At 57.3% G+C, this 24,556-nt stretch carries 20 protein-coding genes; 15 read left to right on the top strand and 5 right to left on the bottom strand.

Annotation, left to right across the window (positions count from 1 at the left end):
- Window positions 1-225: 225 nt before the first annotated feature.
- Window positions 226-915, bottom strand: a complete 690-nt coding sequence (locus CEE69_RS29930; protein ID WP_099264188.1) for a response regulator transcription factor — start codon at window positions 913-915, stop codon at window positions 226-228.
- Between the two features lie 213 nt (window positions 916-1,128).
- Window positions 1,129-1,905 (bottom strand): TatD family hydrolase, encoded by a 777-nt coding sequence (locus CEE69_RS29925; protein WP_099264187.1) that lies wholly within the window; start codon window positions 1,903-1,905, stop codon window positions 1,129-1,131.
- Window positions 1,906-2,260: 355 nt separating this feature from the next.
- Here CEE69_RS29925 and CEE69_RS29920 point away from each other — a divergent pair, with 355 nt between their 5' ends.
- A complete protein-coding gene (locus tag CEE69_RS29920) occupies window positions 2,261-4,180 on the top strand; it encodes a sulfatase family protein (RefSeq protein WP_099264192.1) in 1,920 nt (639 codons plus the stop codon).
- A gap of 292 nt (window positions 4,181-4,472) precedes the next feature.
- On the top strand, window positions 4,473-9,212 hold the full coding sequence (locus tag CEE69_RS29915; RefSeq protein WP_233215790.1) for a PVC-type heme-binding CxxCH protein: 4,740 nt from the start codon (window positions 4,473-4,475) through the stop codon (window positions 9,210-9,212).
- A 222-nt stretch (window positions 9,213-9,434) separates the two neighbouring features.
- Here CEE69_RS29915 and CEE69_RS29910 read toward each other — a convergent pair whose 3' ends face one another.
- Both CEE69_RS29910 and CEE69_RS29905 read right to left on the bottom strand, forming a co-directional pair.
- Window positions 9,435-12,395, bottom strand: a complete 2,961-nt coding sequence (locus tag CEE69_RS29910) for a GTPase-activating protein (protein ID WP_099264185.1) — start codon at window positions 12,393-12,395, stop codon at window positions 9,435-9,437.
- 37 nt (window positions 12,396-12,432) lie between these two features.
- Window positions 12,433-13,518 (bottom strand): DMT family transporter, encoded by a 1,086-nt coding sequence (locus tag CEE69_RS29905; protein WP_099264184.1) that lies wholly within the window; start codon window positions 13,516-13,518, stop codon window positions 12,433-12,435.
- Between the two features lie 84 nt (window positions 13,519-13,602).
- Between CEE69_RS29905 and CEE69_RS29900 the strand changes: the two genes are divergently transcribed.
- The 13 genes from CEE69_RS29900 to CEE69_RS29840 all read left to right on the top strand — a co-directional run bounded on the left by CEE69_RS29900 (window position 13,603) and on the right by CEE69_RS29840 (window position 23,279).
- Window positions 13,603-14,196, top strand: coding sequence for a hypothetical protein (locus CEE69_RS29900; RefSeq protein ID WP_099264183.1), 594 nt, complete (start codon window positions 13,603-13,605; stop codon window positions 14,194-14,196).
- 186 nt (window positions 14,197-14,382) lie between these two features.
- A complete protein-coding gene (locus tag CEE69_RS29895; RefSeq protein ID WP_099264182.1) occupies window positions 14,383-15,258 on the top strand; it encodes a DeoR/GlpR family DNA-binding transcription regulator in 876 nt (291 codons plus the stop codon).
- Entirely contained in the window at window positions 15,255-15,980 is a 726-nt protein-coding gene (gene pduL, locus CEE69_RS29890; protein ID WP_099264181.1) for a phosphate propanoyltransferase, read from the top strand. The genes CEE69_RS29895 and pduL overlap by 4 nt, the downstream gene beginning before the upstream one ends.
- Before the next feature lie 116 nt (window positions 15,981-16,096).
- Window positions 16,097-16,393: a BMC domain-containing protein gene (locus tag CEE69_RS29885; RefSeq protein WP_008655717.1), complete on the top strand. Its 297-nt coding sequence runs from the start codon at window positions 16,097-16,099 to the stop codon at window positions 16,391-16,393.
- A gap of 70 nt (window positions 16,394-16,463) precedes the next feature.
- A complete protein-coding gene (locus tag CEE69_RS29880) occupies window positions 16,464-16,733 on the top strand; it encodes a BMC domain-containing protein (RefSeq protein WP_007324357.1) in 270 nt (89 codons plus the stop codon).
- Between the two features lie 84 nt (window positions 16,734-16,817).
- Complete coding sequence (locus CEE69_RS29875; protein WP_099264180.1) at window positions 16,818-18,053, top strand: acetate/propionate family kinase; 1,236 nt, start codon at window positions 16,818-16,820, stop codon at window positions 18,051-18,053.
- Between the two features lie 63 nt (window positions 18,054-18,116).
- Entirely contained in the window at window positions 18,117-18,425 is a 309-nt protein-coding gene (locus CEE69_RS29870; protein WP_008655712.1) for a EutN/CcmL family microcompartment protein, read from the top strand.
- Window positions 18,426-18,478: 53 nt separating this feature from the next.
- Entirely contained in the window at window positions 18,479-19,903 is a 1,425-nt protein-coding gene (locus CEE69_RS29865; RefSeq protein WP_008655710.1) for an aldehyde dehydrogenase family protein, read from the top strand.
- A 2-nt stretch (window positions 19,904-19,905) separates the two neighbouring features.
- Window positions 19,906-20,193 (top strand): EutN/CcmL family microcompartment protein, encoded by a 288-nt coding sequence (locus CEE69_RS29860; protein WP_099264179.1) that lies wholly within the window; start codon window positions 19,906-19,908, stop codon window positions 20,191-20,193.
- An 81-nt stretch (window positions 20,194-20,274) separates the two neighbouring features.
- Window positions 20,275-20,949 (top strand): hypothetical protein, encoded by a 675-nt coding sequence (locus CEE69_RS29855; protein ID WP_099264191.1) that lies wholly within the window; start codon window positions 20,275-20,277, stop codon window positions 20,947-20,949.
- Window positions 20,946-21,248, top strand: coding sequence for a EutN/CcmL family microcompartment protein (locus CEE69_RS29850; RefSeq protein WP_008655706.1), 303 nt, complete (start codon window positions 20,946-20,948; stop codon window positions 21,246-21,248). The genes CEE69_RS29855 and CEE69_RS29850 overlap by 4 nt, the downstream gene beginning before the upstream one ends.
- A gap of 86 nt (window positions 21,249-21,334) precedes the next feature.
- Window positions 21,335-22,198, top strand: coding sequence for a class II aldolase/adducin family protein (locus CEE69_RS29845; protein WP_008670095.1), 864 nt, complete (start codon window positions 21,335-21,337; stop codon window positions 22,196-22,198).
- Window positions 22,199-22,343: 145 nt separating this feature from the next.
- On the top strand, window positions 22,344-23,279 hold the full coding sequence (locus tag CEE69_RS29840; RefSeq protein ID WP_099264178.1) for a lactate/malate dehydrogenase family protein: 936 nt from the start codon (window positions 22,344-22,346) through the stop codon (window positions 23,277-23,279).
- Window positions 23,280-23,782: 503 nt separating this feature from the next.
- Here CEE69_RS29840 and tnpA read toward each other — a convergent pair.
- Window positions 23,783-24,235: an IS200/IS605 family transposase gene (gene tnpA, locus CEE69_RS29830; protein WP_099264176.1), complete on the bottom strand. Its 453-nt coding sequence runs from the start codon at window positions 24,233-24,235 to the stop codon at window positions 23,783-23,785.
- Window positions 24,236-24,556 lie beyond the last annotated feature (321 nt).

Here is a 24,556-nt window from a genome sequence, read left to right as displayed (position 1 = left end):
GTTACGGACTGCTCATTCGCTTTTGGTTGCTCTCCACCCTTTCTGTTGAAAACGCAGTTACCATCAGCTACGGGGCGGTAACGAATTCCCCGATCAGGACTTTCACCTGACAATTCAATCGCCTTTGCAGGCGCACTAGCTCGGAGGTCCCCCACCGAGAGTCGCGTGCCGCAAACCTTCACCAACGTCGCGAAGATCCTCCACCGCCCCGAAAGGTCGAACGCCCTACTCCTCACGGAACCGGTAACCGATCCCACGCACCGTTTCCACCAGATCGGCGTGCTCGCTCATCTTTTTGCGGAGGGCTCGGACGTGGACGTCGATGGTTCGCTCCAGGACCATGGTGTCTTCGCCGAGAGCCGCGTCGACCAACTCGCTTCGGTCGAAAGCTCGGCCGGGTTGGCGGATCAGGGTGTCGAGCAACCGGAATTCGCTCTTCGTCAGCTTGACTGCTTCCCCTTCGATGGTCGCGACGAAACGCCGGCGATCGACGGTCACACCGCATCGCGAAATCGCATCCGCGTCGTCCATGCTGGGTTCGCGGCGACGCAGCAAGGCTTTGATTCGCTGCAGCAGAACTTTGTAGCTCTCGACTGGTTTGACGACATAATCGTCCGCTCCGACCGCGAATCCGACGACTTGGTCAGACTCTTCGCCCAAAGCACTGAGCATCAAAATCAGCGTGTCTTTGGTGGTCGCGTCCGATCGCAATTGCTTGCAGACTTCGACGCCGCTGAGAATCGGCAGGTCAACGTCCAAGACAACCACATCGGGCAGATACAGCTTGGCTTGGTTGAGAGCCTCCCGTCCGTCCGCCGCTCGATAGACTTCGTAACCGGCTCGTTTGAGCTGGTACTCCAGCGTCTCGACCAACGGCCGGTAATCTTCAACGATGAGAACTTTGGTTTTTGACATTCGTCCGCATGCTGCGTTTGGAGAGGAGATTCATATCTTCCGTTCGGCGTGTAGTTTCGTTGAAGATGTGAAGTTTGGCACCACCCACTAACCGCCGATTCGTTGAAGCTTTCATGAAGATCTCATGCGAGAATGCAGAATCAGTGGATTCGGCACACGAATTCAAGCGAGGGGGTCCGCCGGTGGATTCTAACCGATGGCAGACTTCAACTTTCACGCGAGCTTAAAAAACCGCCGGGCGTTTTCCGTCGTCGCCGCCGCGAGTTGTGCCGTCGGGACGTTCCTTGCATCCGCCAAACAACGCAGGATATGCTCCACCCGAGCAGGCTCGTTGGGACGTTTTCCTCGCATCGGCTCAGGCGACAAATACGGTGAATCCGTCTCGATCAGCAATCGATCCTCCGGCACTCGCTTGGCAACCTCCCGCAACTCGTCGCTCTTTTTGAACGTGACCATCCCAGCGAAACTGATCATCAGTCCCATATCCAGGAATCGTTCGGTCAACTCCCAGTCGCCGGTGAAGGAGTGCATCACGGCGGCGGGAAGTTTTTCTTGCCGTGCAAGTTGCTCCGCGATCAGCTCGCCACTTTCTCGCATGTGGATGACCATCGGCAGATTCGACCGATTCGCCAAATCAATGTGCTGATCAAACGCGGCCTGTTGCTGCTCGATCGGTGTGTCGTCCCAGTAGCAATCCAGTCCGGTCTCGCCAATCCCGCGAACTCCCGGTGCCGTCGCGAGCTTTTCGATTTCCGCGAAATCGCCTTCGTTGGATTCGGCGACCGAGTTGGGTTGGATCCCAACCACGGCGTGAAGGAAATCGGGGAACTGTGCCGCCAACTCCACCGCCCGTTTGCTGGTCGCCAAATCAATTCCGATGACGCCAATGCCAACCACACCGGACTGGCGAGCACGCTCAACCACTTCCGCGACGTTATCGTTGAAGTCCTTGGAATTCAGATGAGCGTGAGTGTCGAACAGAGGATTCATTCGGGTCTCAGATGGATCGTTGGCAGAAATCAAGTTGGCAATTCGCCATGACGTTCATTCTGTTTCATTTCACGAAACTGGGTAGCACCCAGAAACCGACGCAGCAACCATTGAGAAGCTGAAGCGATTGATCGGCCTTTACGAATCAGTCAATTCATGCCTGTGCCTCGAGTTGTTCGTTGAACGTCAAAACATTTCGGCGTGATGCGAAAGTGAAACCACCGACCGGAGATTCGAAGCTGATACATTGGGGGCACCCGGTCGCCTCGCTGAACGTCTCGCTCGTTCACGCTACCCCACGACAACGCCCCCATCCCGACCGGTCCCGCCTTCGATCCAAGAGGTCTTGCCCAAGATGATTCCATCGATGTTTCGTGTCGCGATCTGTTCACTGGCCATCCTCTGCGTTGCTCCGATCGTCGCGCAAGCCCAACCTTCGCCATCGACGGCGAAAGCTTCCTCTCGACCGAACATCGTTTGGATCATGTCGGAGGACAACTCGAAGCACTATCTGAAACACTTCGATGAAACCGGAGTCGAAACACCCGCGATCGAAGCGTTGGCGGCTCACGGTGTGACCTTCGATCGAGCGTTCAGCAACGCCCCGGTTTGCTCGACCGCGAGAACGACGTTGATCACCGGTTGCTACGGCCCTCGCATTGGAACTCAGTTTCATCGAAAAACCGAGCCCGCGACGTTGCCACAAGGTGTTGAGATGTTCCCGGCTTGGCTTCGACAATCGGGCTACTACACGACCAACAGTTCGAAAGAGGACTACAACGCGAAAAAGCGGATGCAGCCGTGGGATGACTCTTCGCGAAAAGCGTCTTGGAAAAACCGACCTTCCGCCGACACACCATTCTTTCACGTTGTCACATTCGCCGATTCGCACGAAGGCCGATTGCACTTTGGCGTCGACGCGTTGCAAAAGCCAACCGACTTCGATCAAGCGACCGTGTCGCTGCAGCCCTACTTTCCCGACACGCAAGTCTTCCGGCACACCGCGGCGTTCTATCGCGACCGGATGAGCATCATTGACGAGAAAGTCTCCGGTGTCATTGACCAACTATCACAAGCCGGTGAGCTGGAAAACACATTCGTGTTTTACTTCGGCGACCACGGTGGCGTGTTGCCTCGCGGCAAAGGCTATATCTACGAATCCGGGCTGCACGTTCCGCTGGTCGTTCGTGTTCCCGACAACTATCGCAAACTTGTCGATCGTGAGATCGGAAGCCGCACAAATGGATTCGTGTCATTCATCGACTTCGCACCCACCGTGCTTCATTTGGCCGGCATTCGTTTGGACAAGGCTGGCCCGATCGACGGCAAAGCGTTTCTCGGCCCCCGGATTGAATCGGCCGACGTCGACTCCCGCGAAACAGCGTTTGGATACGCGGATCGCATGGACGAAAAGTACGATCTCGTTCGCTCGATTCGAGTCGGTGACTGGAAGCTAATTCGTTGCTTCGAGTCCTTTCAACCTGATGCGATGTGGGCAGACTACCGATACGAGATGCTGGCGTATCAACAGTGGCGGGCGCGGTATCACACCGGCAAACTGAATGATGTTCAAAGCCAATTCTTCAAGCCTCGGCCGCCAGAGTTACTGTTCAATTTGGCCGACGATCCCGACGAGGTGAACAACTTGGCTGGCGATCCTGCACACGGCGATCGCTTGACCGAACTGCGAACGAAGCTGACCGCACACTTGAAGCAAACCAATGACCTGGGCTTTCTCACCGAAGCCAGCATGCTGAAAGTTTTGGACGCACCCGTCGAAAACGGGAAACGAATGTCGGAAGAGATCGCCAGCTATATCAACACGGTCAACATCGCGGTCATGCCATGGGACCAAGCCAGCGAAGCATTGCTTTCGGCGATCAACAGCGGCGATATGCTCCAGCGTTACTGGGCGTTGGTCGCGGCCAGTTCCATCGCGGCATCGAATCACTCGGCGAATCGAGACATGGCAGCGGACGACACGTTCGTCAAACTGCTGCGTCGCCGAACGCTCGATACCGAGCCGCTGGTTGCATCGCGAGCCGCACAACTCGCCGCGATTCTACGAATCGAAGATCCTCGCCCGACTTTTCAAAGAGCACTGAAACTCAGCCAATCGCCCACCGAAGCCTTGCAAATTTTCAACATGGTGCGGCACGTCAACGCCTTGGCGGGCAATCCGTATCCAATGGGATCCAAACTGTTTCAACTGCCGTTCAATCCGGATCCGAAAGGTTTGATCCAACAACACCTCGATCATCTGGATCAACCGTGAGCTCGCGACCGCGTCGTTGACCAGCTCACCAAGACGCAATTCAATCCCCTTCGCGAACGAAATCCGCCATCTTCTGATATCCGAAGGTGGTCGTTGGTATCGCGTCGTCAAATCAGCGGAAACGCTGGGCGATGCTCGAGCACCAACCACACGGGTTCATGGAAGTCGTGTAAGAATCTTGATTCGAGAACACGTCGCTCAAGCGCCTGTTGTAAATTGCACATGATCTGCTTTCTGGCAGTCGTGCATGACTCGCCATCATCCCACCTCCTGTCTTGTGAATCCCCAACCGATGACAGTACTTCGCCATCTCTTCGCCTCCGCGGCGCTGGTGTTTGTTTTCTCTCCCGCAATCGTCCAGGCCCAACCGCCCGCGTTGGAACTTCAACCAGGCGACCACGTTTGTCTGATCGGCAACGCGCTCGGCGAACGGATGCAACATGAGAATCAGTTTGAAACGCTCTTGCATGCCGTGCGACCCGATTTGGATCTGACCATCCGAAACCTGTGCGCCCCGGGGGATGAACCCAAGATCCGCCTGCGAAGCCTCGACTTTGGATCGCCCGACGAACACCTCACGCACAGCGGCGCGGACGTTGTGCTCATGTTCTTCGGCTACAACGAATCGTTTCGACTTGGCGAAGGATTGGATCACAAAAAAGTCCTTCGTGACTTCACCAACGAACTGGATGAGCTGATCTCGCACACTCAGTCGCAGGTCTACAACGGAGAGAGCAACCCACGCATCGCGTTGATCTCACCCATTGCGTTTGAAGCGACCGAGGATCCGAACCTTCCCGAAGCCGCACCTCGAAACGCGGCGCTCAGCAAAATCGCGCGGACGATGCGAGCTGTTGCCGAAAAGCACGGTGTTTCGTTCGTCAATCTGTTCACTCCGACAAAGGAGCTTTTCGAAAAGAGTGATCAGCAACTGACGTTGGACGGCGGACACCTGAACTCGGATGGTTACACCGCACTCGCACCGATCATGGTTCGTGGACTGCTCGGTGAAGTCGACGTGCCCGAACAAACCAACCCGACGCTCCTGGCCGCTGTCGCAGACAAGAACTTTCATTGGTTCAATCGCTACCGAGCAGTCAACGGTTATTCAATCTATGGCAAACGTGGCAGCGCGGGCAGCGACGGAACTTACAACAACCGTTCGGTCATGAACCGCGAACTCGAGATTCTCGATCAGATGACCGCCAACCGAGACGCTCGAGTTTGGGCGATCGCCGGTGGCGAGAACATCAGCGAACCGATCGATGATTCCAACACGCTGCCGTTCATCATCCCCAAAACCAACGTGGGTGGACCCGATGATCCCAACGCGAAACGCGGCAAGCTCGGGTCGTTGGAATACTTGACGACCGACGAACAACTCAAAACGTTCACGCTGCTCGACGGCTACGAAATCCAACTGGTCGCTTCCGAGCAACAGTTTCCCGAACTGGCCAACCCGGTCGCTCTGGATTTTGATTCCAAAGGCCGACTGTGGGTCTCGACTATGCCGAGCTACCCGCACTGGCAACCGAAGTCGCCGATGGATGACAAGTTGCTGATCCTGGAAGACACCGACGGTGACGGCGACGCGGACGAGTGCAAAACGTTTGCCGGCGGATTGCATCAGCCGACCGGATTCGAAATCGGACGCGGAGGCGTCTTCGTTGGCGGGCAACACGACATCTACTTCTTGGAAGACACTGATGGCGACGATGTCGCGGACAAGCGAACTCGGGCGATCGTTGGCTTTGACACCGCCGATTCGCACCACGGACTGGCCGCGTTTGATTTCGGTCCCGGCGGGCATCTCTATGCTCAAGAAGGCACGTTCAAGTTCACGCAAATCGAAAGTCCCTACGGGCTGACTCGAAATTTGGAGGGTGGTGTTTTTCGTTACGATCCTCGCACGAAGAAATTCGGTGTTCACGTGAACTTCGCGTTCGCAAACCCGTGGGGATTCGGATTCAACGATTGGGGGCAAGACTTCATCGGTGACGCATCGCCGGGCAAGAGTTACTGGGCAACCGGGATCAGCACGCGACTGGATTACCCGATCAAACACCCTGGCGGTGCACAACATCGTCGTGTTGCAAGCGAACAAGGTTACAACGACGGATTGGTCAACTACCAAACGTTCTATCCGAAACGAATTCGCCCGCTGGCTGGGTGTCGCTTCCTGAGCAGCGAGCACTTCCCCGACGACGTTCAAGGCGATTTCCTGGTGACGAACGTGATCGGCGACCGTGCCGTGCTTCGCCACCAGGTCGTGGAAAAGGACTCCGGCTACGAAGGCATCGAGGAACCGATGTTGGTCGGTGGTGGCGATGGCAACTTCCGTCCAGTCGACATCGAAATCGCTCCCGATGGGTCGCTCTACATCATCGATTGGCACAACGCCTTGATCGGTCACCTGCAACACAACTTGCGTGATCCAAGTCGCGACCACAGCCACGGCCGCATCTGGCGTTTGACTCACAAAGAACGTCCGTTGGTGAAGCTCCCTGTGATCGCTGACACCAGCACGCCCGACCTGATCGATCAATTGTGCTCGGATGTTGGTCGAAAGAACCAACGCCACGCATACCGTGTCCGACGCGAATTGCATGCTCGACCAACAAAGGAAGTGATCGCCGCGGCAAATGCAAAATTGCCGGATTGTCGAGCCACCGAGGACGACGATCACGATCTGTTGGAATTGTTGTGGCTGCATCAAGCTCACAACCAAGTCAACGAAGAACTGCTGACCGAAGTCCTCGCCAGCGACGATCATCGAGCCCGCAGTGCCGCCACCCGTGTGCTGTCCTATTGGGCCGGAATTGAAGACACGACTCAGCGTTACGAAGAACTTGTGACCGATGAACATCCGCGAGTTCGCATGGAAGCTCTGCGTGGCATTTCGCACGCGTTCGGCGAACCCTGGGCATTGGACGATCAAGATCGCTTGATCCGAGCGGCATTGCATGTCAAAGAGATGCCGATGGATCACTACCTCGACTACGCTCTCGAAGAAACGATGCAGCGTTTCGAACAGGTCATCGCCAGTCGTGCTCCGTATCTGCCGGAGGATAAAGACGCGAAAAGTCAAACGGCCCGCGCACACGCCGGGCACATTCAACCTCAGGTCGGATACGCGGTTGACCAAGTCCACCTGTTGACCGATCCCGGTGCGACGTTCGACGGCCACGGCAGCAAGATCGCTCCGTACAACGCCGCGTTGCCAGTCTTCTTTGACCTTTCACCAGAGATCGTCTCGTACCAAATCGAGCGTCTGTCGACGCCGGCTCTGTTGGCGGTTCCACGAGACTCCAAAGATCCCAAGTACGAACCGCTGCATGCCGCGATTTTGGCTCGTGGCGAAGTTGGTGACCAAGACCGACGTGCCGCACTGGACGCATTGGTCGCCCTGCAAGACTCCGACCCCGGCGATGTCTTGCTCGGCGTCATCGAGAACTTGGACTGGAAGGACAAATCCAAACGAGACGTCAACTTGCGAGCCGCTCGCGGGTTGTCGAACATGTTGCTGAAGCTTCCCGCTGGCAACTTGGAAGCGTTGCAGGACCGATTCACCGCAGCCGCTCGAAAAGGCGATGCCGCCATCGCTCCGATTGCGTTGGCTGGATTGATCGTTGCCGGTGATGACGTCGCATCGTTCGAATTGGCAAAGCGATCCGATGCGGCGAAGGTCAACTGGTTGACTGGCGTCGCGATGCTTCCCGATCGTCTGGATCGTGAATCGCAACGGGAACGAGTCGTCGACCTGATGTCCAACAGTGACAAAAAAGAAGTCGTTGCCGCCGCCATTCGAACGCTGGCTGTTGTCCCGGGCGACTGGAACGACACGTTTGAACGAGTCGGCAAACTAGCCTGCGAAGGTTTTCGCGAAGACGGGATTGCCACGCTGCTCGCGATTCCGAAGAAAGCCTACCAGCCTGAAACGTCGCTGAAGTTGGCTCGCTATCTTGTCAATTTTGCCGAGCGAACCAAGGCGAGAAACCGCACCAGCGACCCGTTCATCGACGCGATGCAAGTCGCCGACCGAGCCATCGCCAAATTGCCGACCAAGACCGCCAAACAATTTCGCGATCGTCTGCGTGAGATCACCGTGCGTTTAGTCCGCATCAAAACGGTCGATGAAGAGATGCGTTACGACGTGCCCTATTTCGCCGTCGAAGCGGGACGCCCCGTGCAGGTTGTCTTGGAAAACCACGACGGCATGCCGCACAACTTGGTCATCACTGTTCCTGGTGAACTGAAGAAGGTGGCGGAACTCGGTTTACAAGCCGGACCTCGCGGTGGATTCCAGGGCAAGCAATACGTCCCTGACTCCGAACTGGTGCTACACAGCACTGACCTGGTTGCCTCTAACGAAAAGGAAGCGTTGACGTTCACGGCTCCCACCGAACCCGGTGAGTACCCCTACGTTTGCACGTTCCCTCAACACTGGTACCGGATGTACGGTGTGATGGTCGTCGTCGAAGACCTCGATGCCTACAACGCCGATCCCTACGAGCCGGCTGATCCGATCGGAAACAATCGTTCGTTTGTGCAAGCCTGGACAATCGACGATTTCGCCGGCGACAAGCTGACCGAAGGCTTGCGTGGTCGAACTGCCGAAATCGGGCAACAGATCTTCGAACAAGCCACCTGTGCGAGCTGCCACCAAGTCGCTGGCAAAGGCGGGCAAATCGGTCCGGCACTCGACGAAGTCGTCAGCAAATGGAAAGGCGATTCGCGTGAGGTGTTGAAGGAGATCCTGCATCCGTCTGACCGCATCGACGACAAGTACGCAATGCACTTGGTTCTGACCGCCGACGGGCAAACGTTCTCGGGTTTGCTGGTCGAAGAGACCGATGACGTCGTCAAGTTGCTCGCCAATGCGGAAGCGAAAGAGCCCACCGTGATTGAGCAGGATGAGATTGAGCAGATGGTCAAGACATCGACCTCGATGATGCCAAAGGCCTTGCTCGATCAGTACACGGAGGACGAGGTCTTCGAGCTGCTGAACTACATCCTCAGCAATCAGAAGTAGAACGTGTTCGCGTGGCGTCCGAATTCCGGCGAATCCGGTTACGCGAATTCGTGCAACAACCACCGTAGGCCAAGTTGTACCTGGCGACCGAGCCGAGGCTTCGCAAGAAGCGAGGCGTACCCACCCAATGACGCTCTTTCTCGAGCGTCGATGGCACCGGCGTTTCACTCAACGCCATGTGGGACATGGCCTACGTGGCGTCCGAATTCCCTTTCGCGTCTTCTAGCGGGACCGGCGGGTCGGCTGACGCTGCCTTGCGACGCTGCGTTGGTTCACCAATGCAGCGGGCTCGCCATAGACCCGTTGATGGAACAACGCCAGCGATCGCAACGCATGCCCCTTGGGCCCGATCGACCAATCGTTGTTGCGTCCCTTCAACATCGAGTTCAGCAAGAACGTGACGGATCGCAACACTTCGGGTTCGAGCAACTCCTCGTCCGGCAAGTGCGTCAACAAGAACTCGACCATGTGCCCGGTCGTTTGGACCTTGCGATCCATGTCACCGTTGTCTTGGCGTGATTCAAACCAATCCGTGCTCATCGACCCATCGCGGTTTTGCAATCGCAGCGTGTAGTCGACAAACTCGTCCAAGAACTGTTCCGCGCGAGCCCATTGGCCTTCGATGGGCTGGCCTTCCAAACGTCGTTTGCGAAGTGCGTGTGCAAAACCCATCAGACGGTGAGTGCCGCCACAGGCCGATCCGACCACGGGTTGATCCAATTCCGCGGCGATCAAGCGTTCGAAGTTCCAACGCTCACCGTCCGCACCGATCCAAGTTGTTTCCGTGTCCAAGTAGTGAGACAGCCCGATCAGGCTGAACGTGAGTTCCTCGCCTTCCAAGCAGTCGGCCGCTTCGACTTTGACCAAGTCGGCCACGCTGAACTTTTCGCCGTCGACATACAACGGATAGTCGCTTGGAACGCCAGCCATCGCCAGCACAGCCAACCATTGGGCCTGGTGCCCTTGAAGTCCAACGCCTTCGCGAGCCTTGATCTTTCCGCCTTCGACTTCCATCAATCGCTGGCCACGGCAGACGTTGTTGCCGGCCATCCATGCGATCGTGCTGTAGTCACGGCCACGAGCGATCAAACGCGTGTCCGGGCCGAACACCATCACAGCGTGCATCATTCCCCAATTGCTGCGTCCGTCGGCCTGTTCCCGCCGTCCGTAGTAGTGCTGCAAACACTGAACGATCGGCTTTTGCATCCGCATCAAGCCGGTGCTCAAGTTAGGAGCCGCACCCTTGCCGCTATGAGTCTTTGGCCGGCCAGTCGCATCCAATTCAGCCAAACGTCTTTGATTCTGCTCGGACAATTCGGCGTCGCCGTCGGCTACTTCCGCATCCGCGTCGTATAGGTCTTCCAAGTCGGCTTCGTCCAAGTCATTGCCACGAATGTCTCGCAGGCTGACCGAACCCGACGGTGCATCCGCGAGCGGCATCAACCGATCTCGTTCCACCGGTTGCAACGGAACTCGCGAAAGTTCGTCCGAGTCTTCTTGCTCGAAGATCCCTTGGTCGCGTTGGTTGGGAGTCATCCGCGAAGAATCGCTGGTCGAGCGTCGTGGCGAGGCGGGACTCAGCGAGACATCCTCTCGATTGCGAATTTGCGAACGATCACGAGCCTCTTCGCGACGAAGTTGTTCCGCGATGCTTTCGTTCAACTTCTGCGCCGCGTCAACTTCGCTCTTGTCCGCCGAATCAAGTTCCAATTCCAACGACTTTGGTTTCGTCGCCAACTCTGGTTTCGTCAATGACTTCGGAGCCTCGAGCGACAATTGATTGCTTTGCAATCCGCTGCCAACCGTTTCTCGAGACGTCGATGATTCGGCGTCCTTCAACGAAGGCAACGCCTCGAGCTTGTCCGTCGGCTTCATCTCCGGCAACGAATCGATCGCCGATTTTGTCTTCGGAATGCTCGGCGGAATCACATTCGCGGGAGCCTTCGTCGCCGGCGCTGCTGGCTTGGCTTTCGCCGCTTCCGGTTTCGCTCTTTCGATTGGTTCCGGCTTGCTCGACTTCAACGCGTTCAGTTGCTGAGTCAATTCTTCGATCTTGCTGGTCAGCTCATCGACCTTCTGCGGCAAGTCGTCGACCTCTTGACCCGTCTCGGGCGATTGGAAAGCTGGTGCGTTCAATGCCGGCAAAGTCGGAAGTGTTTCCAATTTCACTTCAGGACGCGTTGGCGATTGCAACGCGGGAGCTTTCCGTGGAGGCAACGCGCCGCTGCCGATGGGTGCCATCGTGGTTGACGGCACGGGATCACGAAGCGGTGTCACGCGATCGACGTTCTGCCGAGCGTTCCACTGAGTGGCATTCGAGTTGGATTGTCCGTTCCAAGATGGTGATCCGGTTCGATCCGAAACCGAGCGAGTCGGCCGCGAATCAAATTCCGATGGCATCTTTGTCGGATCGAACAGATCCGGTGGAGTGTCCGCCAACTGTTCTTTGGTGGGCTCTTCCAGTTCAGCTTCAGCGGCCTCAGGACCACGCAGAACCATCGACGGTTCGGTTTGAGTGAACAGTGGTCCTTCGGGTTCCCACGTTTTGCGGACACCGTTCAGCCGAGCGTCTTGTCGAGTCACCATCCGCGGCGGCTGCGTCGTTTCTTTGGTGCTGGTGACGTCCGAGTTTCCCAAGAACACGGGTTCTTCGATCTCAGCCGGTGCAGCGATTTGTGGCGGCAACAATTGGATAGCCGAACCGATGGGGCCGCCCTTCGAACTCCACTGACCATTTTGCTCGCGGAACTGCAAGTGCGATCGAGTCGGATCACGGTTTTCGCGAACGACGACGGCGCTGCCCGCCACACGCGGTTCGATGGCGTTTGGATTGCTCGGATCGTTGATCCCGTCGAATGATTTCTCAGGCACGAAGTCCGCGGTGCTCTTTCCGGCCTGTTTGCCGGCGACTGCGGCGCCACTCTTCGACGCCGGGAAACTCAACTGCTGAGGCAACTGCATCGTCTCAGGCAGACTCATCGCCGGTGCGGCCAAAGTTGGCGTTCCAGCCTTGGGTTCATCCGCTTGAACGGCCACGGTGGCGAGACACGAAGACGTCGACAAGCTTGTTGCAATCAACAAAGCGGCCAAACGTTGGCGTTTTTCTGACACAGTCAATTTTCTTCCGCGGTCGGTGACATCACGTTGGGTTCTTCCCGAGGTGCAGTCGCAACAATCAAGCATTCTGCAACGGCACGACGGGTCTTAACGTGTGTATCGGTTATTCCGAACGAAAGGTTGACTGGAATGTGGTCGATGGATCCGGAGCTGGCCTCCGCCGGGTGGCAAGGATCGTCAGTCCGGCCAGGGTCAACGAGATGCCGAGCACCAACAGTTTGGTCACGGGTTCGTCAAAGACGAGCACACCGGCAACGCTCGCCATCGCGACTTGAGACGCATTGATCAGGTGCACGGCCACGACCGGGAGGACTTTCAATGCCGTCGAAATCGCAACGAATGCGGTGAAATTGAAGATCCCGGCCAGAATCATGGACTGCCACATCGCCGGTGGAATATCCGCGATCGGCGACCATCCCGTTCTGATCGCGACGATGCCCGCCAAAGCCAACATGCCCGAGACACCGCTGATCCACATCGCCATCGACGCCAACATCCCGCGTTTCATCGTGAAACGCATCGTCGTGCTGAAAACGGCGTAGGCCAATCCGGACGATACCGCGCACAAAGCGCCAACGATCGGCGAGTGCACCCAATCCACCGGTTCCTCAGAGACTTCCGACGACGATGAATGCCACTCGACCGGTTCGACGCCGCGAGACTGTGACAACACGATCACGGCGATGATCAGCGTGGCAATCGAAACAAGCGTCCGAGCGCGAACCGGTTCCCTCAGCAGAATCCAGCCCAATATCGCACTACCGATCAACAACGATCCCAGCGTGATCGGCACCGACGCAGCCAAACCGATGCTGCCGAGAGCCACCTGGAAAGCTCCGTTGCCAATGACTTGCCCAACCAGCGCGATTGGGATGAAAATTGGAATCCATTGGCGACTGGTCGCAATCGGTCGTCCGCTGGCTTTGACCACCGCCAAATAGGGCGTCAGCACCAACACGGTCGGAGCCGCTTTGAAGGTCGAAACAATGAAAGGGTCCACCGAGATCGCATTGCGGAGCGAGATGTTCGCCAGCGTGTACAACACCGCCGAGGCAATTCCCGCCACGATGCCAAAGCCAATTCCTGGCGAGATCATTCCGCTGCCGAGTCGTTCCCACCACGCAACCGCCGCCGTGTTCGCATCCTCGACGGCGAAGTCGTTCTGATCGATCGAAGAATCAGAACTCATGGGGCATCCGAACGAGGAAGATAGAAAGAGAAAGACAGCGACAGCTCAATTCACGTATTCAGTCCAACAAACAAACCGAAAACGATGGCACGCGAAACTCACGACCGCGAAGATTTACTGTTGGAGGGCGTCAATTTGCCCGAGCGAGCTCGGCTGCTGCACCGGGCGAGCGGCCGAGAATGGGTGGTCGGCTGGCGAACCGGCGGTGGACCGGCTTTCTACGATGGGCCCGACCGGGTCTACCAATTCAACGCAGACAATCAACTGCGACGAGTCTACCTGGATGGCTCAAAATTGGCAGCGGAGGGTGGAAGGCTGTGCGAGCTCCGGCGTCCGGAGCCGACCAATCCGGATGGATCCGCCGGCGATCAAACGCAGAAAGTCAAACTCGTGTGGCAGCCGATTGACTCGGCGATCCAGCGAAACGTTTTGAAGCAATGGGCTGAAACGCGGCAACAATTGCTCACCGCCTTAAAGCTCTTTCTTGAAAGAGATCTTCCAAACGTCACGATCGCGGCGACAGCTCCAGACCACTCAAACTCTACCCTATCCACCCAGACTTCCATCTATATCTGGGAATCAGTGGGGATCGACGCGCTCGAGATGCTCGATCGGACCAGTGGGTGGTTGGTATCTATCACTGACAATCCCGAAGTCGCCGCCCAGCCCAACGCGTAGCGACATTCATTCCTCCCATCTTTTCCAAATCCACACAATTGGACGCTTGCAATGGTGTAAGCTTGAAAGAATAATACCATCCGATGGCAGAAACCTTTCGCTCTGCAAGAAATCTTGCAAATGAGCAACGGACCTGCCTGGTAGATTCTTCGCTACAGCGCCCCAATCCCCACAGCGCCCCACTCAGTGACCACCGACGAACGTCGAGATCGATTGCGTGATTTGGTCAAAGACCGCGGTTTCGCGGCTTTGGGTGAACTGGCGTCGCAATTGTCGGTCAGTGAATCGACGATCCGTCGCGATTTGGAAATGCTGGAAGAAGCGGGTTTGGCTCGCCGCACGCACGGCGGCGTCTACTGGACGGGCGATTCCGACACGATCAGCGTATTCGAATCCCGAAACGACGATTTCTGGGCCGCGAAACAATCGATCGGCCGAGCCGCGTCGGAATTGATCGCCGACCACGACACCATTTTGCTGGACGGCGGTAGCACGGTTTACGAATTGGCTCGCCTGATCATCCATCGGCCGCTGCAAGTCGTGACGAATTCGCTGCCGGTCGCACACTTGCTTTCCACCAGCGATTCAATCGACTTGGTCATGATCGGCGGCTGCGTTCGCGGACGCACCTCGGTCACGATCGGTCCTCTGGCCGATTCGCAATTGGCAAACATCCACGTCACCACCGCGTTCTTGTCGGTCGCCGGCGTCTCGCCTCGCGGATTTTTTAACAGCGACATGATGCTGGTGGAAAGCGAAAAGGCGATGCTCGCTTCGGCTGAACGAGGCATCGTGTTGGCCGACCACAGCAAGTTCGGAAAAACCAGTTTGAGCCGAATTTGCGAATTGCAACAGATTGACACGGTTGTCACGGACGACGGGCTGGATTCTGACGCGAAAGCGTGGCTGGAATCCGCCGGTGTCCAACTACGCTTGGCCCAGTCCCCGTTGACTCAGTCATCGCAGGCCCCGTCCCCGCACAAAACATCGACGCCGGCTCCGGCCGCGTCCCCATCGAACTCCTCCCCCACCCATTCCTTGAACAACGCGAATCTCTCATGAGCTTGGCTGTCGATCGTTCACGCATTGAATCCCTCGTTCGCAACGCGATCCGTCAATCGGGCATGGCACCGCCAGCCTCGTCGGTCGCTTCCGCCGGACAACAACCTCTGGGTTGGGTCGATGGCAAACCGAACTTGCGTGTCAGCATTTCCGCTCGCCATTGCCACCTGACTGACGAGCATGTTGAGATCTTATTCGGTCGCGGCAGCGTTTTGGAACCAGACAAAGACCTCTACCAAGATGGCTTTTACGCGGCCAAGCAAACCGTGATGGTCGTCGGACCTCGCAAACGAATGCTCCCCAGCGTTCGCGTGCTAGGCCCAACGCGTGGAGCCAGCCAAGTCGAACTAGCACTGACCGATTCGATCTCACTGGGCATCAACGCACCGGTTCGCCACAGCGGCAAAATCGACGGCACGCCCGGGTGCGTGTTGGTCGGCCCCGCCGGCAGCGTTCAACTCGAACAAGGCGTCATCCGCGCCGCTCGCCACGTGCACATGAACTTCGCCGACGCGGAGTACTACGGCGTGTCCAATGGCGACATGATGCAGCTTTCGATTCGCAGCCCCGACTGCAGCGTTTCGTTCGAAGACGTTTTGGTTCGTGCCGACAAAGCCGCCAAGTTGGAAGTTCACATCGACACGGACGAAGGCAACGCTTGCAACCTGGATGCAGCGACCAGCGTTGAACTGAAAAAGTCCGGCTGTGCTTGCCAGCACTGATCGACTCACTCAAACCGTTCACCGGTGCCAGTTCGGTCCGGTGATTGAAACCGTTGGCAATTTGCCAACTCTCACTCTCTCACGTTTTCCCCTTTCCTTTTTAGGTATCTCAGAAGATGGCCAAAATCAGTGAAGCCCTCGGCATGATCGAAACCAAAGGTTTCGTTTCAGCAGTGGAGGCAACCGACGCAATGATGAAAGCCGCCAACGTTCAGTTCCTTGGTTGGGACAAGATTGGTGCTGGCTTGGCAACCGTGTTCGTCACCGGCGATGTCGCCGCTGTCAAAGCAGCCACCGATGCGGGTGCCGCAGCAGCCGGCCGCGTCGGCGAAGTCGTCAGCGTTCAAGTGATCCCACGCCCACACGGCGATTTGGAAAAGATCCTGAAGCTGCCTTCGTCAAGCAAAAAGTGATCGAGCGACAGCAGCGTCTGTCACCCCGATTGTCTCCCACCTCACCAAAACAACTTTACGAGAATCTCAAATGAACGATGCCATTGGTTTGATTGAAACGAAGGGCCTCTTGCCGTTGGTCGAAGCCACCGACGCCATGGCCAAAGCCGCCAACGTCGCTGTTGTCAAACGTGTCGACCTCGGTGGTGGCATGGTCACGACCGTCGTCAGCGGTGACGTCGGAAGCGTCCGCGCAGCCGTCGAAGCCGGTGCCGCCGCAGCCGCTCAAGTCGGCGAATTGGTCAGCAGCCACGTGATCGCTCGTCCAGCCGAAGGCTTGATGAACGCTTACTTCAATTGATCGCCGCCGTGTGATCCGGTTGCGACGTTCACAACCTGGTTCACACACGCTGCGTGAAACCTCTTTCACAAGGACCGTGATTCGATGTTGATCCTCGTTGCCAATCTGGGCTCGACCAGTTTCAAGTACAAGCTGCTGGACATGTCCGGTGACTTTGAATCTGCGAATGCCTCCCCCGACTCTCGCGTGCTCGCTCGTGGGGCCGTCGATCGCATTGGGGAACCCATCAGTCAATGCGAAGTGATTGTGACTCGATCGCATCAAGGCGAAACGTTTCGCGAAGAAACGCAGATGCCCGTGCCGGATCATGGCGTTGCTGTTCAAGCCTGCTTGGACCAACTGACCCATCCTGAAAACGGATGTTTGAAAGAGGCCAATGAAGTTGCCGCGATCGGTTTCAAAGCCGTTCACGGTGGACGCAAAAGTGGCACCTTCGTCGTCGATGACGAAGTGCTTGAAGCGATGGACGAAATGAGTGCCGCCGCCCCGGCGCACAACCCACCGTACATCGCTGCGATGAAACTGTTACGTCAACGTTTTCCGGAGCTACCGTTGGTCGCCGCGTTTGAAACCGAATTTCACGACACGATTTCGCCGGAGCGTCGCACCTACGCGATTCCTGCGGAATGGACGCGTGAGATGCAAATTCAAAAGTGGGGATTTCACGGTTCCAGCCACCGCTTCATTGCCGAACGTGCCGCAGAAGTCTTGGGTCGCGACGACGCCAAGATCATCTCGTGTCACTTGGGCGGAAGCAGTTCGCTGACCGCGATTGATTCCGGCAAGAGCATCATGACCACGATGGGCATGACACCTCAAACCGGCGTCCCGCAAAACAACCGAGTAGGCGATTTCGACGCTTTCGCGATCCCGTTGATCATGCAACGAACCAGCCAATCGCTGGAAGAAGTCCTGCAAACACTGGCCAGCCAAGGTGGACTGAAAGGTCTCTCCGGCGGCATGGCTGATTTGCGAGACATCGAGTCGGCCGCCTCCGAAGGCAACGCCGACGCGAAATTGGCGCTCGGTGTTTACACCGAAGAGATTCGCCGACACCTCGGCGGAATGATGGTCGCGCTGGGTCGCTTGGATGCGATCGTGTTCACCGGAGGAATTGGTGAAAACAGCGACGTGGTCCGGGCCGCCGTTTCTTCAGGCCTGGAAGGTTTTGGCATCGAACTGGATGCCTCCAAGAATGACGGCATGCGTGGTGAAGGAAGCCTGCACACCGAGTCCAGCAAAACTCAGATTCTGGTTTTGCCCACCAACGAAGAATGGATCGTGGCCAAGCGAAGCCTCCGTGCTCTCGCCGCCCAGTAGGCCAGGTCCCACCTGGTTTGATTCAAACGCAATCCAAACACATCACCTCAACCCACCACTCCCATGTTTCTAGCCCGCGTCACCGGATCGGTCGTTTGCACCCAAAAGGTTGCATCCATGACCGGTCACAAGTTGTTGATTGTCGAGCCTTACCGGCTCGATGAGAAAACGCGTGCAAAGCTTTCCTCAACGGGACGCACTTTCATCGCGGTCGACACGTTGGGCGCTGGCGAAGGTGAGTTGGTGCTGGTGTGCCAAGGCAGCAGCGCTCGACTGACCCCTGAAACCAAAACACTTCCCATCGACGCGGTCGTCATCGGCTTGGTCGATTCCGTTCACGTGGATGCCAAAGAGGTAAAAGCCAGCACCTGACACGTGCCATCGCTTTCCTGTTCCACTCCATCACCCCTCACTCATCTCTCATCATGCAACTCGACGAAAACACCATTCGCAGCGTGGTCGCACAAGTGCTCGCGGAAGTCGGCCCGATGCCCAGCATGCCGGATTCGGCGAACGCCTTCGAAGGCAGCCACGGCATCTTCGGCAACGCTTCCGATGCGGTCACCGCGGCTCGTCGTGCGTTCGAACAACTTCGCGAACGTCCGATGGAAGATCGCAAACGCGTGATCGATATCATTCGCAAGATCAGCATTGAGAACTGCGAAGAACTCGGCCTGATGGAAATGCGGGAAACCGGCATCGGCCGCCCCGAACACAAAATCGAAAAACTGCGAGCCCTCGGCGAATTGTCGCCCGGCACCGAGTTCCTGCAAACCAAAGCCTTCTCCGGCGACCACGGTCTCGCGATTATCGAGCGAGCCCCGTTTGGCGTCATCGCGGCGATCACCCCCGTCACGCACAGCTTGCCAACCATCACCGGGAACGCCGTCAGCATGATCGCCGGTGGAAACGCGGTCGTCGTCAACCCTCACCCATCCGGTCGTTTGGTTGCCGTCGAAGGTGTCCGTCGCTTCAACGAAGAAATCGCTCGCGAAGTCGGCATCGACAACTTGATCTGCGTGATCGCTGAACCAACGCTCGAAAGTGCTGCGGAACTGTTCGGTCACCGCGACGTCGCATTGATCTGTGTCACCGGCGGTCCCGCCGTTGGACGTGCAGCACTCAACAGTGGCAAACGAGCCATTGTGGCTGGCCCAGGCAACCCGCCCGTCGTCGTCGACGAAACCGCCGACCTCGACAACGCGGCTCGCTGCATCATCCAAGGCGGTGCGTACGACAACAACTTGTTGTGCATCGCGGAAAAAGAAGTCTTCGTCGTCGACTCGGTCTTCGATGACATGATGGCCGCCATGCGACGTGCCGGAGCCGTTCAACTTGACCAAGCCCAAATCGCAAAGCTGACTTCCGTCGCAATCACTCAAGTCGGCGATGACAACCACGACGCCGCAGCAAAAGACTACATCGGCAAAGACGCCGCAGTTCTGGCCGCCGCCGCTGGTGTGAAGGTTCCCGAATCGTGCGAGTTGGTCTTTGGCGAAACCGACGAACATCACCCATTCGTCAGCGTTGAACAAATGATGCCGTTCATCCCGTTCGTCCGAGCACGTGACGTGGACCACGCCATCGCGATGGCCAAGCACTACGAACACGGCTTCCGTCACACCGCGATCATTCACTCGCGCAACGTTCACAACATGACCAAGATGGGCAAGGAGTTGGACACAACCCTGTACGTCAAAAACGGTCCTTGCATGGCATCGTTGGGACTGGGCGGCGAAGGCTACCTGTCGTTCTCCATCGCAGGGCCAACCGGCGAAGGCGTCACGACACCTGACACGTTCACCCGCGAACGACGCTGCAGCATGATCGACGAATTGCGAGTGGTCTGAGCATGCAACCCGCACGCGTCATCGGTCACACCCGCGCGACCGTCAAACACGAATCGCTGCAAGGCCAACGTCTGGTCCTCATTCAACCTACCGGCGTGAACGAGAAACCAGACGGAGCACCGTTGCTCGTGTTGGACGAACTCGGGTGCCGAGTCGGTGACCGCGTGATGCTGACCAGCGAAACCGGCCCCATCCGCGAGATGACCGGTTTCGAAACCTGCCCCGCTCGCTGGAGCGTCCAGGGACTGATCGACGAACCAACGAAGAAGAAGAAATCCAAGAAGAAGTGAAGTGGCATAGGCTTCCAGCCTGTGATTCAAACACGAACCCAACAACCGAATCCCAGCGAATCCGGCTACCAATCCAAACCCATGACCTCCCCCGCAACCCAATCCGCAACGCCTAACAACGTCGACATCGCGTCGATCGTTGAGCAGGTATTGCGCCGGTTGCGAGACCAAACTGACACCAGCGTTTCGCCGCCCAAACCAGCGACGAATGACCAAACCGTTCACGTTTTGAACGACAAAGTCATCAGCGTCGACGTCATCCAGGGCGTTCCCTCGGGAGTCACCCAGGTTCAGGTGTCCGGAGGCATCGTGACCCCCGCCGCTCGCGACGAAATGCGATCACGCGGAATCACCCTGGCTGGATCGAAGTCCACGCACGCCGCTGCAACCAAACCGGCAAGCAACTCCGGCAAACGCTTCATCCAACTGCACACCGACACATCCTCCAAATCAATTCGCGACGCGCTGACTCGTCAGCTTTCGCTTCGCGGCGTTGATCATTGCCCGCGAGCTCACCGCGCCGTGATCGTGACCGACCGTCCTGCCGCGACCTTGTTCGATCGCATTCAATCGGGTTCACGAGCGGCCTTGATCACCCGCCTCGAAGACATTCCACGCTTCGCAGCGGAAATGGACGCCGACACGTTCGTGCTCGACATGCAGCGATTCAACCTGGTCGCTCTCGTCAACGCGGCGAACACCATCGCTCAATTGCCAAAGCCAACCGCTTCCACGTCACAGGAGACATCTCGATGAAGATCGCTCGTGTGATTGGAACCGTGACGCTTTCGCGAATGCATCCGTCCATGCAGGGCTACAAACTTCGCTGCGTCGAAGTCGTGGAGTCCGCGGACCAAATCCAGGTCAACCAAGACGACGCGAAACCAATCGGTGGTGACACCATCATCGCCTGGGATTTGGTTGGCAGTGGACAGGGGGACTGGGTCGCTTTGGCCGAAGGGCCTGAATCCGCCGCTCCCTTTCGCCCCGACGTCAAACCAACCGACGCTTCCATCGTCGCCATCCTGGACCACTGCGAGGTGCAAACCTCGTGATCAACAAAACTCAATTCGGAACGCCCACCCCGTTCCGATTCATCTCCCATCTCTCGACTTCCCTTTCCTGACTTGGACCACTTGTCATGCAAAACATCCATAAGATCAAACAAGACATTTGCGACATCGGTCGCCGCATCTACAACCGTCAATTCGCGGCGGCCAACGACGGCAACATCACCGTCCGCGTCAGCGAAAACGAAGTCCTCTGCACACCAACGATGCACTGCAAAGGCTATTTGACTCCGGACGACATCTCGATGATCGACATGACCGGCAAACAAATCGCTGGTCGCAAGAAACGCAGCAGCGAAGCGTTGTTGCACTTGGAAATCTACAAGCAACGTGCTGACATCAAGTCCGTCGTTCACTGCCACCCACCACACGCGACTGCGTTTGCGATCGCTCGCGAGCCCATTCCACAGTGCATCTTGCCCGAGGTCGAAGTCTTCCTGGGCGACGTGCCGATCACCAAGTACGAAACACCTGGCGGACAAGCCTTCGCCGACACGATCATTCCTTTCGTTGAGAAGACGAACGTCATGATTTTGGCCAACCACGGCACCGTTTCTTACGGTGAATCGGTGGAACGAGCTTACTGGTGGACTGAGATCCTCGACTCTTACTGCCGCATGTTGTTGCTCGCCAAGCAATTGGGCAACGTGTCGTACTTGGACGAAACCAAGTCGCGTGAATTGCTGGAACTGAAGGACAAATGGGGCTTCAAAGACCCACGCAACACGTCCGAGTACGAAGATTGCGACATCTGCGCCAACGACATCTTCCGCGAATCGTGGAAGGACTCAGGCGTCGAGCGTCGTGCCTTCGCACCACCACCACCGATCAAGACATCCGGTTCGGCATCGGCTGCACCAGCTGGTGTGGACGAAGAGCAACTCGTCAAGCTGATCACCAACGAAGTCATGCGTCAGATGAAAGCGTCGAGCTAGCTCACCAGGTAGCCGGATTCGCCAGAATTCGGATGTGGCATAGGCTTCCAGCCTGTGGTTGCGCACTCACAGGCTGGAAGCCTATGCCACATTCCGGACGTTTTGACCACACAAACCATCCCCCACATCCAACTCAACTGATCCCATGAAAGTTTCCATCATTGGTGCCGGCGGCCTCGTCGGATCTTGTGCCGCTTACGCGTTGCAGTGCGGCGGCTTGGCTCGCGAAATCGCGTTGCTGGACGTCAACGTTGAAACCGCCGTGGGTCACGCGTTGGATTTGCAACACGGTTCGCCAAGCGTCGCGGATCAAACGATCGTGGGTGGTGGTTACGAGCACATCCCAGACAGCGACATCATCTGCATCACCGCAGGCCTGCGTCGCAAACCGGACGAGTCACGTTTGGATTTGATCAACCGCAACACCGACTTGTTCGTCCAAATCCTTCGCGATGTGAAGGCCGCCGGGCCAAAGCAATCCGCGATCGTGCTGGTCGTCAGCAACCCTGTCGATATCCTGACGTACGTCGCCGCCGGCATGCTGGGATTGCCAACCAAGCAAGTCATCGGATTGGGAACGCAGCTCGACACGATCCGGTTCTGTTCGTTGATCGCAGAAGAACTCAAGGCACCACCAACGCAAACGAAAGCGTTGATCTTGGGCGAACACGGCGACACGATGGTTCCCATCTGGAGCAGCGCAGCGATCGGCAGTTTGCCACTCGAAAAATTCCCAGGCTGGACCCCAGCTCTCGCGAATCAGTTGTTCACCCGGACTCGTGGCAGTGGTGCAGAAGTCATCAAACGCAAGGGCGGAGCGGGCTTCGCCGTCGGCATTGCCATCCGCGATGTGATCGACGCCGTGATCCTCGACCGCAAATGCTTGCTGCCCGTCAGCAGCGTGCAATCGGGCTGTTACGGCATCCACGATGTGGCACTCAGTGTCCCCACCGTGGTCGGCCGCACTGGAGTCGTCGACCAACTCGAGATCGACCTCTGGCCCAAGGAAGTCCAAGGCCTGCGAGCCAGCGGCGCCGCCCTCCGCAAAACACTCGACACCGTCCTGCCACGGATCAAGTAGCCGGATTCACCAGAATTCGGAGGTCCACTCGCTCGAGCATCTGAATTCTGGCGAAGACGACGACGGCCCCATCCGGGGCGACATCGTGATGTGCACCACCGGTCTCGGGGCTTCCGCCCCGAGCTACCAACGGCGGCCCCGTCCGGGGCGGTTGTGCATGCATGGCTCCGGAGGAGTCCGCGTTCCTAGCTCGGGGTGTCAGCCCCGAGAAAACGAACCCACCCCCATCCAATCGCCCCGGACGGGGCCGTCGAAACTGAGCGTCCTTCTCGGCAATGACAGGGGTATTGTGCGTCTCCGTGGTCCGGTTGATTTTGGCCGTTGGCCAAACAGATCGATATTGATTCGAGCTCCAGGGGCGATGCCCCTGGCTTCGATGAAACTGGCCGTTGGCCAGTCAACCGCATTGGCCAAAGGCCAAACTCAACATAGCCAGCGGGCAACGCCCCTGGTCTTGCCACGCGCCACCCGCACGCTTTGGCCAACGGCCAAATTCATCCTCGTCACTCCCAAACGTATCGCTCGTCAAACGCAATCCCATAGCGTTTGAGGAAGTCACGGTACTCTTCTTGGAACGTCGTTGCCCGGTGATGCTCTTCTTGGTTCTCGATATACGCAACAACGCTATCACGATGCGTCGAAGAAACGGAGAAGATCCCGTACCCGCGCTGCCAATAGAATTTGTCCAGATTGGGACGTAGCGTCTTCACAAACTTGGACGTCTCACGTTTGACTTTCTCAACGAAGTCTTTTGCTGGATGAATCCGGCCCATATCAAATAAAACGTGAACATGATCGTCGACGCCGCCAACGACCACGAACGGTGCCCCCATTTCGCGTAGAACAGATGCCAGGTAGGCGTGAACGCGGTCTCTGATGTCGTCTTTTGAGAACGGGAACCGGTCTTTGGTGCTGAAGATCAAGTGAACATAGAGTTGAGACAATGACTGTGGCATTGGATGTCTCCCCGTTCGGTTGAATTTGGCCGTTGGCCAAACCCTTCGACGTTGGTTCGAGTCCCAGGGGCGATGCCCCTGGCTTCGTTGAAACTGGCCGTTGGCCAGAGTAGCCAACGACCGACATTCAGCTTAGACGATCACCGCCCCATGATGTTCCGAGAGGCAATTGTGGCGTCTGACATCGCATGCGAGGCGGCCCGGTTGATCTTGGCCTTTGGCCAAACCGATCGATGTCGGTCCGAGTACCAGGGGCGATGCCCCTGGCTTCGATGAAACAGGCCGTTGGCCAGTCAGCCGCATTGGCCAAAGGCCAAACTC

The organism is Rhodopirellula bahusiensis, assembly GCF_002727185.1.
GTDB lineage: Bacteria > Planctomycetota > Planctomycetia > Pirellulales > Pirellulaceae > Rhodopirellula > Rhodopirellula bahusiensis.
The sequence above is the reverse complement of the archived record's forward strand: the minus strand, read 5'-3'. Positions and strand labels throughout refer to the sequence as shown.